At 72.0% G+C, this 16,019-nt stretch carries 12 protein-coding genes; 7 read left to right on the forward strand and 5 right to left on the reverse strand.

The genetic code is table 11. From position 1 onward, the window contains the following. Positions 1 to 3: 3 nt before the first annotated feature. Complete coding sequence (gene treZ, locus ACIPWY_RS00370; protein ID WP_362899129.1) at positions 4 to 1,752, reverse strand: malto-oligosyltrehalose trehalohydrolase; 1,749 nt, start codon at positions 1,750 to 1,752, stop codon at positions 4 to 6. Positions 1,753 to 1,888: 136 nt separating this feature from the next. Further along, positions 1,889 to 2,839: a GNAT family N-acetyltransferase gene (locus ACIPWY_RS00375; protein WP_362899127.1), complete on the reverse strand. Its 951-nt coding sequence runs from the start codon at positions 2,837 to 2,839 to the stop codon at positions 1,889 to 1,891. Between the two features lie 198 nt (positions 2,840 to 3,037). On the opposite strand from ACIPWY_RS00375, the gene ACIPWY_RS00380 reads away from it, so the two are divergent. Both ACIPWY_RS00380 and ACIPWY_RS00385 read left to right on the forward strand, forming a co-directional pair. Next, complete coding sequence (locus ACIPWY_RS00380; RefSeq protein WP_393700214.1) at positions 3,038 to 3,589, forward strand: FHA domain-containing protein; 552 nt, start codon at positions 3,038 to 3,040, stop codon at positions 3,587 to 3,589. A 46-nt stretch (positions 3,590 to 3,635) separates the two neighbouring features. Then, the gene (locus ACIPWY_RS00385) at positions 3,636 to 3,920 is read left to right on the forward strand and encodes a ribosomal protein L7/L12 (protein ID WP_362899123.1); all 285 of its coding nucleotides are present in this window, start codon (positions 3,636 to 3,638) and stop codon (positions 3,918 to 3,920) included. A 296-nt stretch (positions 3,921 to 4,216) separates the two neighbouring features. Here ACIPWY_RS00385 and ACIPWY_RS00390 read toward each other — a convergent pair whose 3' ends face one another. Next, entirely contained in the window at positions 4,217 to 5,467 is a 1,251-nt protein-coding gene (locus ACIPWY_RS00390; RefSeq protein ID WP_362899121.1) for a M14 family zinc carboxypeptidase, read from the reverse strand. 123 nt (positions 5,468 to 5,590) lie between these two features. Further along, positions 5,591 to 8,038: a malto-oligosyltrehalose synthase gene (gene treY / locus ACIPWY_RS00395; protein WP_393700211.1), complete on the reverse strand. Its 2,448-nt coding sequence runs from the start codon at positions 8,036 to 8,038 to the stop codon at positions 5,591 to 5,593. An 81-nt stretch (positions 8,039 to 8,119) separates the two neighbouring features. Here treY and ACIPWY_RS00400 point away from each other — a divergent pair, with 81 nt between their 5' ends. Further along, the gene (locus ACIPWY_RS00400) at positions 8,120 to 9,388 is read left to right on the forward strand and encodes an MFS transporter (protein ID WP_362899117.1); all 1,269 of its coding nucleotides are present in this window, start codon (positions 8,120 to 8,122) and stop codon (positions 9,386 to 9,388) included. Here ACIPWY_RS00400 and glgX read toward each other — a convergent pair. Next, on the reverse strand, positions 9,342 to 11,474 hold the full coding sequence (glgX, locus tag ACIPWY_RS00405; RefSeq protein WP_362899115.1) for a glycogen debranching protein GlgX: 2,133 nt from the start codon (positions 11,472 to 11,474) through the stop codon (positions 9,342 to 9,344). The genes ACIPWY_RS00400 and glgX overlap by 47 nt on opposite strands. A gap of 160 nt (positions 11,475 to 11,634) precedes the next feature. Here glgX and ACIPWY_RS00410 point away from each other — a divergent pair, with 160 nt between their 5' ends. The 4 genes from ACIPWY_RS00410 to ACIPWY_RS00425 all read left to right on the forward strand — a co-directional run bounded on the left by ACIPWY_RS00410 (position 11,635) and on the right by ACIPWY_RS00425 (position 15,976). Then, positions 11,635 to 12,423, forward strand: a complete 789-nt coding sequence (locus ACIPWY_RS00410) for a Tat pathway signal sequence domain protein (protein ID WP_362899113.1) — start codon at positions 11,635 to 11,637, stop codon at positions 12,421 to 12,423. A gap of 53 nt (positions 12,424 to 12,476) precedes the next feature. Beyond that, positions 12,477 to 13,784 carry a copper amine oxidase gene (locus tag ACIPWY_RS00415; protein WP_393700208.1) on the forward strand — a complete coding sequence of 436 codons (1,308 nt, stop codon included), beginning with the start codon at positions 12,477 to 12,479 and terminating at the stop codon, positions 13,782 to 13,784. Positions 13,785 to 13,885: 101 nt separating this feature from the next. Further along, positions 13,886 to 15,142, forward strand: coding sequence for an SAV2148 family HEPN domain-containing protein (locus ACIPWY_RS00420; protein ID WP_393700206.1), 1,257 nt, complete (start codon positions 13,886 to 13,888; stop codon positions 15,140 to 15,142). A gap of 111 nt (positions 15,143 to 15,253) precedes the next feature. After that, the gene (locus ACIPWY_RS00425; protein ID WP_383890841.1) at positions 15,254 to 15,976 is read left to right on the forward strand and encodes a 3'-5' exonuclease; all 723 of its coding nucleotides are present in this window, start codon (positions 15,254 to 15,256) and stop codon (positions 15,974 to 15,976) included. Positions 15,977 to 16,019: the final 43 nt, after the last annotated feature.

A 16,019-nucleotide genomic window follows, 5' to 3' on the forward strand; every position in this document is an offset into this window, starting at 1 on the left:
GTCTTACGGCCCGACGAGCACCGCGCACGACTGCGGCGGGACGGTGAGCAGACCGTCCTCGCCGGGCAGCCCCACCGGCTCCCACGCGGCGAGCACCCGGTAGCCGTTCCGGCCGACCGGCACCGCCGCCGGCTCGTCCGACAGGTTCACCGCCACCCGCAGATCTCCCCGCCGGTACGCGATCCAGCGGGCGCCCTCGTCGTACGCCACCCGCACGGCCGCCAGGTCGGAGTCCGTCAGGTCGGCCCGGCCGCGGCGCAGCGCGATCAGCTCGCGGTACCAGGCCAGCACGCGCGCGTGAGTGCCGCTGTCCGGCTCCGACCAGTCCAGGCAGGAACGCTCACGGGTCGCCGGGTCCTGAGGATCGGGGATCTCCTCCTCGGCCCACCCGTGCGACGCGAACTCCCGCCGCCTGCCCTTGCGTACGGCGTCCGCGAGCGCCGGGTCGGTGTGGTCGGTGAAGAACTGCCACGGGGTGCCTGCGGCCCACTCCTCGCCCATGAACAGCATCGGCGTGAAGGGCCCGGTCAGCACGAGCGTGGCCGCGCATGCCAGGAGCCCGGGGGAGAGGGTCGCGGAGAGCCGGTCGCCCTGCGCGCGATTGCCGATCTGGTCGTGGGTCTGGGCGTAGCCGAGCAGCCGGTGCGCGGGGGTGCGGGTGCGGTCGACGGGGCGCCCGTGATGCCGGCCCCGGAACGTCGAGTACGTGCCGTCGTGGAAGTAGCCCCGGCTCAGGGTCTTGGCGAGCGCGGCCATCGGCGCCTTCGCGAAGTCCTCGTAGTAGCCCTGGGACTCGCCCGTCACCGCCGTGTGCAGGGCGTGGTGGAAGTCGTCGCTCCACTGCGCCTGGAGCCCGAGGCCGCCGTGGCCGCGCGGGGTGATCACGCGCGGGTCGCCGAGGTCCGACTCGCCGACCAGGAACAGGGGCCTGTCCTGCTCCTCCGCCAGGGCGTCGACGGCCGTGGACAGCTCCTCCAGGAAATGGACCGCGCGTGTGTCGCGCAGCGCGTGCACCGCGTCGAGGCGCAGCCCGTCGATCCGGTAGTCGCGCAGCCAGGCGAGTGCGCTGCCGACGAGGTACGCGCGCACCTCGTCGGAACCGGGGGCGTCGAGGTTGACCGCGGCGCCCCAGGGCGTGTGGTGGGTGTCGGTGAAGTACGGCCCGAACGCGGGCAGATGGTTGCCCGAGGGGCCCAGGTGGTTGTGGACCACGTCGAGGACGACGCCGAGCCCGAGCCCGTGCGCCATGTCGACAAAGCGCTTCAGCGCCTCAGGGCCCCCGTACGGCTCGTGGACCGCCCAGGGGCTGACGCCCTCGTAGCCCCAGCCGTGCCGCCCGGGGAACGGGCACAGCGGCATCAGCTCCACATGCGTGACGCCCAACTCGACCAGGTGGCCCAGGCGTTCGGCCGCGGCGTCGAGCGTGCCCTCGCGCGTGAACGTTCCCACATGCAGCTCGTACAGGACCGCGCCGGGGAGGCCGTGCCCCGGCCCCGACCCCGAGCGCCACGTGTACCGCTCGTGGTCGACGACCGCACTCAGGCCGTCGGGCCCGTCCGGCTGGCGGCGCGACCGGGGATCGGGCAGCACCGGCCCGTCGTCGAGCGCGAACCCGTAGCGCGTACCGTCCTGCGCGTCCGCCTCGCCCGTCCACCACCCCTCCCGGTCCGGGTCGCGCTCCAACGCGCGCGTGGTGCCCTCGCAGTGGAGCGCGACCCGCTCTGCCTGTGGTGCCCACACCTCGAACTGCACGGACGGTTCCCCCTTGTCTGCCGACAGTGACGACCCGTCCATCCTGCGTCAGCGGAGATCGATCCGCTGGGATTCGCAGCGGGTTCCGCGCATTCCTCGCCGGATCGGACCCGCCGGCCGAACCGGCCGGTGAACCTCAGACGAAATTGATGCGCTTCTCCGTGACCGGGTACCCGGCCTTCGTGAAGTTCGCCGCCATCGGGAAGTTCCCGTCGTCCGTCGCCGCGGCGACGAACTCGGCGCCGTGCTCCACCAGGAGGTGGGTCGACTCGACCAGCAGGTCGTACGCGTAGCCTCGGCCGCGCTGCTCCGGCACCACGCCGATGAACCCGATGCACGGCCCGCCGGGGTTGTGGGCGGGGATGTGCAGGCCGACCAGGTCTCCCTCCGGGGTGTACGCCAGCTGCCACCACTCGCGCGGTGACGGGCACCAGTGGAAGAAGTCCAGCTCCTCCCGCGCGGCGGCGTCGAGGCCCGACTCCTCGACGGTGCGCAGCGCGTGCGCGTCGAGCGTCGCCGAGTGGACCCGGCGCAGCACGTCGAGGATCACCTCGTCGTCGGGTTCCGCCCGGAACTCCAGGCGGCCGGGACGCTCCGGCAGGCCGTTCTCCGGTGTCCACCGATAGCGCAGCCGCTCCACGAGGAGCTTCTTCCCGGCCCGCGTGACCGCCTCCGCCCGCGCCTCGGCGGCCGCCCGCGTCCGCGGGTCCTCACGCCAGCCCGCGGGCAGGATCAGCTCGTACTCGACGTCGTACGGGGCCCGCCGCAGCAGCTCGGTGCCCGCCTCGACGTCGTCCTCCAGGACGTCGAACCAGTTCAGGTTCACCGGTTCCGTGTCGTCCTTGCCGCCCCACCACGCCGCCCGCGCGACCACGCGACCCGCGCGCAGGGCGACCCAGGTCCACTCGGGGCGGTAGTCGCCGCCCTCGGCGACGGTGCGATAGCCGACGCCGGTGATGACGCGGCCCACGAGGCCCGGATCGTCGAACGTACGGAAAAGCGGTACGTCTTCCTCGGTCAGTGCGCGGACGACCAGATCTGTGTCGCCGTGCGTCGGGCGCGGGCTTCCTTGCGGTGCAGTAGTCAAGAACTCTCCTGGTCTACGCGAACGCGCCCGGCGGCGGTCCGGGCCGCCGAACGTAGCAGCGGGCAAGCGCCCTGCGCGCCCGGATTTCCCCTCCAGCGCGCCCAGTTACGATCCTTGCTGGTCAAGGCCGCACCGGGGGGCGGGTTCAAGTTCGCCGTATTCTGGACACCCCGGCCGCGCTGCCCGACAATCACGTACGTGGCCTCCTCGTACGAGCACCAGACCTATCCCGCGCGGCTGTCCGACGCCGAGCGCGACAGGGCGTTGCGGGAGCTCCGCGAAGGTGCCGCGCTCGGCAGGCTGTCGCACGACACGTTCGTACGGCGCATGGAACTCGCCCTCGCCGCCCGCCGGTCCGACGAACTCGCCGCGCTCACCGCCGACCTGCGCACCGAGGGCCGCTGGTCCCGGAAGGTCTTCGGCGCCGTGGCGGCGGTCTCGGGGTTCACGGTGCGGCTGCGCGGGGCGTGGCAGGGCGAGCGGCTCCCGAAGCTTCAACTGCCGCAGCCGCACAGCCCGTACCCGCTGCGCATCGGGCGCGACCCGGCCAACGGGCTGCGCCTCAGCCACGAGACCGTCTCGCGCGTGCACGCCGAGCTGAGCAGGCAGGGCGGCATGTGGGTGCTGCGTGACCTCGGCTCCACCAACGGCACGTCCGTCAACGGGCGACGGGTCGTCGGGGCGGCAGTCGTCCAGGACGGCGACCAGGTCGCCTTCGGCCGGATGTCGTTCCGGCTGTCCGCCGACTAGTGCTGCGCCGCGGAAGAGTTCCGTCGCGAAGCCATAAGGTTCGAGTATGGAATTCGTACTGCTGTCCGCTGTCCTTGTGCTCGTTGCCCAGCTCTCTCTGTCGTCCCCGTCGGGGAAGATCGTGAGTGTCGAGCGCCGGCTTGCCCGGCTGGAGCAGAAAGTGGATCTGCTGCTCAGCCACCTCGGTGTGGAAGGGCCGCAGATACCCGGCATGGAGCGGGTGCATGAACTGATCCGGCAGGGCAAGAAGATCGAGGCCATCAAGGTGTACCGACAGCTCACCGGCGAAGGGCTCAAGGAGTCCAAGGACGCTGTGGAGCGGATGAGCTGACCAGCAGTGGCGCCCGCCGCTTCCCAGTTCCGCCGATGGGCGCCGTCTCGTCGACCGGGCCTGGTGCTTGATCCTGACGATCGGTGTGTGTCGGAGGAGCGGGTACGTGCTCACACCACCCCGCGGCGTGATGCTCGCCGTGCACGCGTAGCCCTGCCGGCTGTCGGAGGGCGCCCGGCCTGGCGGACAGCGGAGATCATGCACGTGGCTGTCTCCTCTCGATAGCCATCGGCGGAACGTCTGCGGCGCAGCACCAGCCGCCGGACAACTCCCGTGACATGAGCGGGAGTTCGCATTCAGTCGCCCGCCGCGAGAGTGTGCCGCACCGCCGCGACGGTCGTACGCGCCTGATGCTCGACCTGGTGCTCCAGCGGCACCCAGCGCGCCCTGAACCGCTCCGCGAACGCGTCGCACCAGTGCGTCACCAGCTGTTCAAGACGGTCCGCGTCCGGGTCGTCCGCCTCCTTCAGGACCCGCAGGAGCATCGCGGCGGCCCGCAGCGGCAGCCGTCTGGAGAACGCGTCGATGCTCCCCACGTACGCCATCGTGGCGTCCGGCGGCGGCGGTTTCAGCCAGTCGTCCGCGAGGCCCGGCACCAGAGCGACGGCCCACCGCGCCGCCCGCATCAGCGGCCCGTCCACCTCGGGAAGCCGGGGCAGCGCCGACTGGAGGATCTCCTCCACCAGGAGCGTGTCCCGGCTCAGCCGCTGCGCGAGGCGCCGCAGTGCCCGGTCGGGGGCGGGGTGCGGCGCCGGGTCGTCCACGAGGTCGCTCGCCCACATCGGCACCTCGACGATCGCGGTCCGGCCGCCGTAGCGGTGGGCGTGGTGCCAGGTGCTGTGCCGGGCGTCGTCCGGCAGGCTGGGGAACGCGGCCTCGGCGCCGGGCTCCGGCATCACATGGACGCCGGGGCCCGCCGCGGGCCAGCCCGCCGCGTCCGACGCCCCCGTCTCCACGGGTATGTGCAGCTCCGCCGCCGACTTGGCGAACGGCTCCGCGAGCCCCGGTATGTCGCGCGTCAACTGCACCCAGCTGCCGCCCAGGTCGGTGCCGTGCAGCGACACCTGGAGGAAGGGGCGCAGCTCGTCGATGACTCCGGTCAGGGCCCGCGTCTCGGGCGGCAGCCGGTCCGGCGGCAGCACGGAGGGCGACCACTCGGGTTGCTCGGGGCCCGCGGGACGGAAGAAGTTCCGGTGGTAGTCGAGCAGGTCGCGTGGCGCCGGGGTGCGATGCAGATCCGCGCCGTCCGGGTCGGCGCACAACAGGAAGTGCCAGGAGCAGTCGGTGCGCAACTCCCGCTCCAGCAGGACACGTTCGGCAAGCCACTGCAGAGTGGAGCCACCGGCCGGCTCGTTCGCGTGGGCCCCGGCGACCACGAGCACCGCGCGGTGGTCGTGCCCCACCGACAACAGGTGCAGCGGCCGGCCCGCGCGTGAGGTGCCGACCTGGCGTAGAACGCACAGGTCGGGTCGGTGAGCCGCCAGCTCCCGTGCTGACTGGACCAGTTCGGCCACATTTGGGTAGCGCTGCTCCGTCAGGTGACTCACCCCCGTTGGTGCTCCCCGCAGTACCCCACGCTGCGCGGCACCTGTCAAGAAGGCGACATCCAGTGCCTCACCGCTGGTGCGGCCGCGGCCCGAAGTCGCTGCTGATGCTGCTCGGTCGACCGGCTACGCCCGTACGAGGAGCGCCACCGGAAGCCGGGTGAACAGGTCGTCCACGCGCGCGTGGCCGGTGAACTCCCTTCCCGGAGCCAGGAGATCGACCCAGTGGCCTTCCGGGAGCGGTAGCTCCGTGTCGCGCCAGCCGCCCGCCTCCGCTAGGCGCAGGGACAGCCGGGTCACGGCGGCGACGACCTCCCCGGAGCGCGCGAACGCCACACAGTGCGCGGCGCCCGCCCCCCGGGCGGCCAGCGGCTCGTACGTCGACTCGCCGCCGAACCACCCCGGGTGCGCCCGGCGCAGCCGCAGCGCGGCGACGGTGAGCGCCAGTTTCTCGTCGGACAGATCGCCGGACAGTTCGTCGGTCAGCTCGCCGGGCACGGCCCCCTCATCGGAGTCGAGCCGCTCCAGCAGCTCCAGGTCGAAGCGGGCCGGCGCCCGGTTGTCGGGGTCCACCAGCGCCCGGTACTCGCGCTCCGTCCCCTGGTAGACGTCCGGCACCCCCGGCATCGTCAGGTGGGCGAGAGCGGCCCCCAGGACGTTCGCCCGCACATGGGGCCGCAAGGAGTCCGCGAACGCGGTGACGGCCTCTCCGGGCGGCCCGCAAGGGCCCGCCGTCACGAAGTCGCGCACCGCCTTCTCGTAGTCGGCGTCCGGCTCGGTCCAGCTCGTGTGCAGCCCCGCCTCGCGCACGTGCTTGAGCATCGCGCCCTGGAGCCGCTCGCCGTCCCGGTCGCCGAACCCGACCGCCGTCTGCCAGGCCGCCCAGGCCAGTTGGGCGTCGGGCGCGCTCGCGCCGCCCTCGCGCGCGGTCCGCTCGGTGGCGTCCACGAGCAGGTCGGCCCAGCGCCCGGGACACTGCGTGAGCACGGAGATCCCGGCCCGCACATCGGCACTGCGCTTGGTGTCGTGGGTCGACAGGACGGTGCCCGTGTACGGCCAGTCGCGCTGCACGCGCGCGCAGTACGCATGGAACGACTCGGGGTCCACGGCCGGGCTCTGCGGCGTACCGCCGACCTCCGTCGCCGACAGGAGGGGCGCGTGCCGGTAGAACGCCGTGTCCTCGACCGCCTTGGCCCGCAACGCGGACGCCGTCTGCGCGAACCGCGCCCGGAACGCCTCGTGGTCGGGACCCGACCCGCACCTGCCGAGTGCCAGTTCGCGCACGGTGTCCACCGCCTCGGCCTCCTCGGCGACGGTGAACACCCCCTTCGCGTCCTCTGCGTCCCCCGGCGTGAGCACGCTCTCGGGGTCCGCGCCCCCGGTCACGTACGGCCGGTACACGTCGAGGCGCACGAGGAGTTCGCGTACGGCTGCGCGCAGGGCCCACGGGGCGTGGTCGCGCAGGGAGGCGTCGGCGGCGCACAACCTGCCCGCCTCGCGCGTCAGGCGGTCCACCTCGGCCGCCAGCTCGTGCGTGACGACCTTGTACGCCGCGCGGCGCGCCGTGGCCTCCCAGTCGCCGCCCCGGTCGGCAGGCGCCGCCGTGAAGCGCCGGAACAGGCCGAGCAGTTCGGCCGCGCCCGACGGGTCGGTGAACAGGCCGTCGATCCGGCGCAGCGCGTCGTAGCCCGTCGTGCCTGCCACCGGCCAGGCGGCGGGCAGCTGTTCGTCCTCGCCGAGGATCTTCTCGACGACGGTCCAGCGCCCGGCGGCCGCGTCGGCGAGGTCCTTGAGATACCCGCCGGGGTCCGCCAGACCGTCGGGATGGTCCACGCGCAGCCCGTCGAGAACGCCCTCGCGCAGCAGCTGGACGATCTTCTCGTGCGTGGCGTCGAACACCTCCCGGTTCTCCACGCGGACCCCGATCAGGTCCGAAATGGTGAAGAAGCGCCGGTAGTTGAGCTCGGTGCGGGCCAGGCGCCACCAGCCGAGCCGGTACCACTGCGCGTCGAGCAGCTCCGGAAGGGGCAGCGTCTCCGTGCCCTCGCGCAGCGGGAACGCGTGCTCGTAGTAGCGCAGCACACGGCCGTCCACCTCCAGGTGCTCCAGCTCGTGGCTCAGCCGGTGGCCGAGCACGGGCAGCAGGACCCGCCCGTCCTGCGCCTCCCAGTCGATGTCGAACCAGTGCGCGTACGGGGAGTGCGGCCCGTCCCGCAGTACCTCCTGGAGCGGCCGGTTGAGACCGGCCGCCGACGCCATGTGATTGGGCACGATGTCGGCGATCAGGCCGAGCCCGTGCTCCCGCGCCGTGCGCGCGAGCGCCCGCAGCCCCTCCTCACCGCCCAGCTCGTCCCGCACGCGCGCGTGGTCCACGACGTCGTACCCGTGCGTGGAACCGGGGACGGCCTCCAGGACCGGCGACAGATGCAGGTGCGAGACACCCAGCGAGGCCAGGTACGGGACGGCTCCGGCCGCCGCGGCGAACGGGAAGGACGGCTGGAGCTGCATCCGGTAGGTGGCGGTGGGCGGGGCGGGGACCTCGCCCCCGTGATGGTCCGGTGTCATGCGCGTCATGCGAACCTACGTACCCGCCCCGGCGTCTTTCGTGTCATCGCCGCATGCATATGTCACCGGCGCCGTCGATAGCTTCGAACGATGGCACAGGCAGTGGGGGGAACGTCGGCGACATACCGCGAGGTGCTCGGGGCCACCGGGGCACTGCTCCCGGTGATCTCGTTCTTCGGGCGGCTGCCGCTGGCGGTGATCCTGTTCGGCAGCGTCCTGCTGGTCACCAGGACGAGCGGTTCCCTCGCGACCGGAGGGACCGTGGCCTGCGCGCTCGCGCTCGGCCAGGTGGCCATGGGGCCCGTCGTCGGCCGGCTCGCCGACCGGCGCGGGCAGCGGAGTGTCGTGCTGTGCAGCTCGCTGCTGAACGCCCTCGCGATCGCCTGCTACACGCTCGGCGCCCTCGCGGGGCTCTCCACGCCGCTCCTGGTGGCGCTCGCAGTGCTCGCCGGGGCCACGGTGCCGGGGATCGGTCCGCTGGCCAGGGCCCGGGGCGTCGCGCTCGTCCGCCGCGGGGGTGCGGACGAGCGCGTCGTGAACACGGTGCTCTCGCTGGAGAGCACCATGGACGAGCTGTCGTTCGTCATCGGGCCCGCCCTGATCGGCGTCGCGGCCTTCGTCGGCCACCCCGCGTACGCGTTCGGGGCCGCCGCTCTCCTGGTCGCCGGCTGCGGCACGGCGTTCGCGCTGCACCCGACGGCGACGGCGGTCCGCCCCGTGGCTGCCCCCGCCCCGAAAGGGTCGCGGGACCGGCGCCCCCGCATGCCGCGCGAGGTCGGGCTCGTGCGCCTCGGCCTCGTCCTCCTCGGTGTCCTCCTGGGCGGCTGCGGGGCCGGGATCACAGCGCTCACCCAGAAGCTCGGCCAGGAGGACCAGGCGGGCCTCGTCTACGCCGCCATGGGTGTCATGAGTGCCGTCGTCGGCCTGTCCATGGCCGCCGTGCCGGAGCGCTTCGGGCTCGCGCTGCGCTGGCGGGTCGCGACGGCCGCCGCCGCGCTCCTGTCCCTCCTGCTGATCGACGCACAGAGCATGACGGGCCTCTACGTGGCGGTGACCGTGTTCGGCGCCGTCTTCGCGCCGAACCTGATCACCGGCTTCGGACTCACCGAACGCGCCGTGCCCGGCGAACGGCTCGCCGAGGGCATGACGTTCGCCGCGAGCGCCTTCGTCGGCGGGCAGGCGGTCACGCTCGCCGTGGCGGGCCGCCTCGCCCAGTCCCACGGCCCCGCCGCGGCGTTCACGGTCGGCAGCGTGGCCGCGGCCCTCGCGTTCGGCGTCGCACTCCTCGTCAAGGCCCCCGCGGGACCGGGAGTCACGCCGGCCGCTGCAGCACCGTCAGACTCCGGTCGAGGAGCGTGAGGCGGTCACCGGCCTGCACTTTCGCGCCGGTCCCGAGCGGCACCCCTTCGGGCAGCGCCGTGTCCACGACGACCTCCCACTGCCGGCCGTGGTTGACCGGCACGAGGAACTCCAACGCGTCGGGCGACGCGTTGAACATCAGCAGGAACGAGTCGTCGAAGATGCGCTCGCCCCTGGGGCCCGGCTCCGAGATCGCGTTTCCGTTCAGGAACACCGACAGGGCCCGCGCCTGGGCCGCGCCCCAGTCGTCCCGCGTCATCTCCCCGCCCTCCGGCGTGAACCACGCGATGTCGGTCAGCTCGTCGTGGGTGCCCTCGACCGGCCGCCCGTGGAAGAAGCGTCGCCTGCGGAAGACCGGGTGGTCACGCCGCAGCCGCGCCATCGCGCGCGTGAAGGCCAGCAGGGAGCCCTTCTCGCTGTTCTCGGGGTTCTTGGGGTTCTCGGGCCAGCGCACCCAGGCCAGCTCGCTGTCCTGGCAGTAGGCGTTGTTGTTGCCGTTCTGCGTGCGCCCCAGCTCGTCCCCGTGGCTGAGCATCGGCACGCCCTGGGAGAGCATCAGTGTGGCGATGAAGTTGCGGGCCTGACGGTCCCGCAGACCGAGCACCCCGGGGTCGTCGCTGTCGCCCTCCACGCCGCAGTTCCACGACCGGTTGTGGCTCTCCCCGTCGCGGTTGTCCTCGCCGTTCGCGTCGTTGTGCTTCTCGTTGTACGAGACCAGGTCGCGCAGGGTGAAGCCGTCGTGGCACGTGACGAAGTTGATGGAGGCGAGCGGGCGGCGGCCGTCGTCCTGGTAGAGGTCGGACGAGCCGGTCAGCCGCCCGGCGAACTCGGCGAGGGTGCGCGGCTCGCCCCGCCACAGGTCCCGGACGGTGTCCCGGTACTTGCCGTTCCACTCCGTCCACAGCGGCGGGAAGTTGCCCACCTGGTAGCCGCCCTCGCCGACGTCCCACGGCTCGGCGATCAGCTTCACCTGGGAGACCACGGGGTCCTGCTGCACCAGGTCGAAGAACGACGACAGCCGGTCCACCTCGTGGAACTGCCGCGCCAGCGTGGCCGCCAGGTCGAAGCGGAACCCGTCGACGTGCATCTCGGTGACCCAGTAGCGCAGTGAGTCCATGATCATCTGGAGGACGTGCGGCGACCGCATGAGCAGCGAGTTCCCGGTGCCCGTCGTGTCCATGTAGTAGCGCCGGTCGTCCGCGAGGCGGTAGTACGAGGCGTTGTCCAGGCCCCTGAAGGACAGCGTCGGGCCCAGGTGGTTGCCCTCGGCCGTGTGGTTGTAGACGACGTCGAGGATGACCTCGATGCCGGCCTGGTGCAGCGCGCGTACGGCCGATTTGAACTCCAGGACCTGCTGCCCGCGGTCGCCCCAGGAGGCGTAGGCGTTGTGGGGGGCGAAGAAGCCGATCGTGTTGTAGCCCCAGTAGTTGTTCAGGCCCATCTCCACCAGCCGGTGGTCGTTGACGAACTGATGGACCGGCATCAGTTCGAGCGCGGTCACGCCCAGTTCCGTGAGGTGCTCCAGGATCGCCGGGTGGGCGAGCGCCGCGTAGGTGCCGCGCAGCTCGTCCGGGAGCGCCGGGTGCGTCATCGTGAGGCCCTTCACATGGGCCTCGTAGATCACCGTGTGGTGGTACTCCGTGCGCGGCGAACGGTCGTCGCCCCAGTCGAAGTACGGGTTGACCACGACCGACGACATCGTGTGCGGCGCCGAGTCCAGGTCGTTGCGCTTGTCGGGCGCCCCGAAGGGATACCCGTAGACCGCCTCGCCCCAGTCGATCCGGCCGCTGATCGCGCGCGCGTACGGATCTAGGAGCAGCTTCGAGGAGTTGCACCGCTGCCCCCGCTCCGGGACGTACGCGCCGTGCGCGCGGAAACCGTACCGCTGGCCCGGCATGATGCCGGGCAGGTACGCGTGCCGCACGAAGGCGTCGGTCTCCCGCAGCTCCACCGCGGTCTCCGACCCGTCGTCGTGCAGCAGACACAGCTCTATGCGCCGGGCGGCCTCCGAGAAGACCGCGAAGTTGGTGCCGGCGCCGTCGTAAGTGGCACCGAGTGGATACGCCTGTCCAGGCCAGACCTGCATGGGTACGACTCTTCCACTTCCGGCCCGGATGCCCCGGGCGACTTCCGCCAGAGTCTTCCCGAAAGTGACGGAACCACCTAGGAATTGGGCCCCTCTTACAGGAAGACCACGCATACCCGTCCGCCCACAGGTGGGGCAGCGGGGACAACAGGGGGAAGATGTGCGAGAGCTCGCAAGACGCCATCTGGGGAAAATGATGGCGGGAGCGGCCGTCGCAGCCGCGGCGACCGCCGTGCTGCTGGGCGTGAGCCTGCCGGGGGAGGCGGGCGCGGGTGACCAGGCCAAGGCCGGCTCCGCCCAGCAGGACGCGATCCCGAAGGACGGCGTGGTGGAGGCCGCGCCGAAGGAGGGCGACAAGGGCGTCGGCAGGGACCCGCTCACCGACGACGAGATCGAGCGCGCCGAACAGATCGCGGTGGCGGGCAACGGACTGCGCAGGAGCGCGCGGGACGTCGAGGGTGACCGGGGGCCGCAGCACCTGTCGACGAACCTCAGCGAGGTGGACCCCACACAGAGCGGCGCGCAGGCCGCCGAGCGCCGCGCCGAGGTCGTCTACTACGACTACAAGGCCGACACGGTCGTGACCCGCACCGTGAACCTCGACAGCGGCAAGGTCGAGAACACCGACACGGCGCACGGCGTGCAGCCGCCGCCGAGCCCCGGCGAGCTGCGCGAGGCGACCCAGCTCCTCATCGCGAACCCGCTCGGCGCCGGCCTGAAGAAGGACTACAAGGACGCCACCGGCAAGCAGCTGACGGGCACGGACCAGCTGGAGCTGAGCGGCATGGTCTTCCGCAAGGAGACCGTCGCCCACGTCCCGTCCGGCCTCACCCCTTGCGGCGAGCACCGGTGCCTGCGCGTCGTCACGAAGGTCAGGAACGGGCCGTGGATCGACACCCGCGCGCTGGTCGTCGACCTCAGCGCGCGCACCGTCGGCCGCCTCGGCTGAGCCGCACGGCCTCAACTCCTCATCTCTCCTCCTGCTTGAAGGAGCCATTCCGTATGCACGTCACCAGACTTCGGCGCGCCCGTTCCCGGGCCGCCGTCGCCCTCACGTCCCTCGCGCTGCTCGGCACCGCCGTCAGCGCCGCGGGCCCCGCGAACGCCGCCCCGCAGGCCCCCGCCGCCGCGGCTCCGGCCTGCAGCAGCGCGTACAGGATCGAGCAGGTCCTCGACGGCGGCACGACCTGGCGCATGTGCTGGCACTACAACACGCTGTCCGGGCTCGTCCTCGACAACGTGAGCTACCAGCCCAAGGACGAGCCCAAGCCGATCGCCGTCCTCACCAGCGCCCGTCTCGCGCAGGTCCACGTCCCCTACGACGACGGCGAGAACGAGTACGACGACGTCACAGGGACCGACTTCGGGTACGCCCTGCAGAACCTGAAGCCCGGCGAGTGCCCCGGCGGCACCATCAAGACCGTCAAGGTGCCCGACCGGGGCAACGTGCAGGGCCTGTGCACCACCACGCGCGCGCGTGGGCACGCGTACCGGCTCAACGACGACGCGAGCACCGGCGGCAGCGGCAAGGTCTACACCGCCCAGGGCAAGGACCTGCTCGTCTACACGGTCAACAAGGCGTCCTGGTACGAGTACATCACCGAGTGGCGGTTCTCCTCGGACGGGACGATCACGTCGAACGTCGGCGCGACCGGCAGCCTCTCCCCGTACGACTACAACGGCACGGACGGCAAGGGCTGGCCGATCGGCAAGGGCGCCCGCGCCTACGCCGAGAGCCACGCCCACAACGTCTTCTGGCGGCTCAACTTCGGCCTCGACGGCTCCCCCAAGAGCAAGGTCGAGCAGTACGACTCCAAGGTCACCGCGCCGCGCGGCAGCGGCAGCCCCACCACGAAGACCACCCGCACCCCCGTGACCAAGGAACTCGCCGGTGACGCGAAGGACATGCGCTGGTGGCGGGTCGTCAGCACCGCGGGCAAGAACAAGGACGGCCACCCCAGGTCCTACGAGTTCGTGCCCGGCCGCACAGCCAAGTTCCCCGGCCGCTCGTTCACCAAGCACGACGTGTACTTCACCGAGTACAAGAAGTGCGAGCAGTACGCGAGCGACAACCCGGCCGGGCACTGCGGCGGCGCCAGCGTCGACAAGTGGGTCGGCGGGCAGACGCTCACGCACCCGATCACCTGGGTCAACATCGGGTTCCACCACATCGCCCGGGACGAGGACCAGCAGCCGATGCCGGTCCACTGGCAGGGCTTCTCGCTGGCCCCCAGGGACGTGACCGCTATGAATCCGCTCACTCCCGCCGACCTCGCGGACCAGAACGGCGTGCCCAGAAACGGTAGTTGAGAAACTGCCCTGCCCATCCGGCTGCACCGCCGACCGCTACCGGAGTACCCTTCCTTGATCGTTGCTGGGGAGTGCTCGGGGGAGCGGAAGGCGGTGCGTGGGTGAGCTCGGGTGGGCTGGAGCTGCCCCCTGGTGACGCAGGTCACGAGGGGAGCTCCGCTGACGTCCCGCCCGGAGCGGTGTCCTTGGCACGGCCCATGGACATGGGATCCCAGATCGGACCGGAGTCGGAGTTCGCCTGGGGTGCCGACGCCTGGAGCGAGGTGCGCACGCGCGCGCAGCGGGCCGGCCGCGCCTACATCTGGCTGAATCTGGTCGAACAGCGGCTGCGGGCCGTGGTGGCCGCCGTGCTGCGCCCCATCTACGAACCCGTCCACGGCGACGACTGGGTCGTGGCCGCCGCCGGGCCCGCCGGTCAGGAGTGGGTCCAGCGGGCCGTCGCCGTGCGCGAGGTGAGCCGCCGCAAGGGCTATCTCCTCGACCCGGCTGACGACAACGTCCTCAGCTTCCTGACCCTGCCGCAGCTGCGCGAGCTGATGGTGCAGCACTGGCCCTGCTTCGAGCCGTACTTCGACGACCGCCGCGACGTCGAACTCGCCCTCGACGAGCTCGAGGTGACGCGGAACGTCGTCTCGCGCAACCGCGCCCTGTCCGAGGCCGTCCTCGCCCAGGCCGAGCGTGCCTCCGGGCGACTCCTGGAGATGCTCGGCGCGGGCTCCGACGTGCCGTCCGCCCGCAGGCTCCCCGTCGACGCCGTCGAGGAGCTCGTCGGCGACCGGTACGCCGACGTCGTGGGCGTGCACCCGGACCGGGTGCGCCTCCTTCGCCAGTTCCCGGCCGAGGACATCTTCGGCGGCGCCCGCCGCCTCGACGCCATCGGCATAGGCCTGAACATGCTGGTGCAGAACTTCTCGGGCCGCCGCCTGGTCCGGCTCGCCGAGTCCGGCTGCCGGGTGCGGCTCCTCTTCCTCAACCCCGCCTCCAGCGCCGTCAAGCGCAGGGAGCGGGAGCTGGGCCTCAAGCGCGGCGAGCTGAGCCGGGCCGTCGAGATGAACATCCTGCACATGCGCCGGGTCCGGGCCCGGCTGCGTGACCCGGGCGCGTTCGAGATCCAGGTCTACGACGAGACGCCACGGTTCACCGCGTATCTCGTCGACGGCGACGGATCGGACGGAGTCGGGGTCGTCCAGTCGTATCTGCGCCGGGCCAGGGGCATGGAGGCGCCGGTCCTCGTGCTGCGCGGACCCGGACGCGTGCTGAAGGCGAACGGTCCCCACGACGGGGAGGAAGCCGGACTTTTCCCGACGTATCGCGAGGAATTCGAGCTGGCGTGGGCGGACGCCCGGCCCGTGTCCTGACCCCGCCGCACGGCGGCAAGCGGAACGCCCCCGGCCCGTTGTCAGTGCCCCATGTCATCGTGGTGACCACTGGGGGAGACACGGGGACGCACCATGAAGAAGGGGGCCGCGATGGGATGGCACCAGGAGCTGCTGGTCGGCTTCGACCTGGAGACCACGGGGACGGATCCGCGCGAGGCGCGCATCGTCACGGGCGCGGTGATAGAGGTCAAGGACGCGAGGCCGCTGGGACACCGGCAGTGGCTCGCCGACCCGGGGGTCGAGATCCCGGCCGACGCGGTCGCCGTGCACGGGATCAGCAACGAGAGAGCGGCGTCCGAGGGCGAGCCGGCCGACCGGGTCGCGGACTCCATCGCAGAGGCGCTCGTCGGGTACTGGCGCACGGGCGTGCCGGTCGTCGCGTACAACGCCACGTTCGACCTGACCCTGCTCTCCGCGGAGCTGCACCGCCACGGCCTGCCGTCGCTGCGGGAGCGGCTCGGCGGTGTGGACCCGGCGCCCGTGATCGATCCGTACACGATCGACCGCTCCGTGGACCGCTACCGCAAGGGCAAGCGGAACCTCGAGGCGGTGTGCCAGGAGTACGGTGTGACGCTCGAATCCGCGCACGACGCCTCCGCCGACGCCCTCGCCGCCGCGCGCCTCGCCGCCGCGATAGCCGGCCGCCACCCGAAGGTCGCCTCCCTCGGGCCGGCTCGGCTCCACGCATCCCAGATCGAGTGGTACGCGCAGTGGGCGGCGGACTTCCAGTCCTTCCTGCGCCGCAAGGGGGACGCGCAGGCGGTGGTCGAGGCGACGTGGCCGATGCGGGAGCTGACGGGGCCGGGAGTCTGAGTGGTGGGCGGGGGCTTCACGGAGTCACCGGCCGGGAGCTGGT

Origin of the sequence: Streptomyces sp. NPDC090032 (assembly GCF_044748025.1) — a bacterium.
Classification (GTDB): domain Bacteria; phylum Actinomycetota; class Actinomycetes; order Streptomycetales; family Streptomycetaceae; genus Streptomyces.

Coding starts and splice junctions, on each gene's coding strand:
- treY (WP_393700211.1), bottom strand. CDS start 8,038: ATGACGCGCATGACACCGGACCATCACGGGGGCGAGGTCCCCGCCCCG.
- ACIPWY_RS00415 (WP_393700208.1), top strand. CDS start 12,477: ATGCACGTCACCAGACTTCGGCGCGCCCGTTCCCGGGCCGCCGTCGCC.
- ACIPWY_RS00425 (WP_383890841.1), top strand. CDS start 15,254: ATGGGATGGCACCAGGAGCTGCTGGTCGGCTTCGACCTGGAGACCACG.
- glgX (WP_362899115.1), bottom strand. CDS start 11,474: ATGCAGGTCTGGCCTGGACAGGCGTATCCACTCGGTGCCACTTACGAC.
- ACIPWY_RS00385 (WP_362899123.1), top strand. CDS start 3,636: ATGGAATTCGTACTGCTGTCCGCTGTCCTTGTGCTCGTTGCCCAGCTC.
- ACIPWY_RS00400 (WP_362899117.1), top strand. CDS start 8,120: ATGGCACAGGCAGTGGGGGGAACGTCGGCGACATACCGCGAGGTGCTC.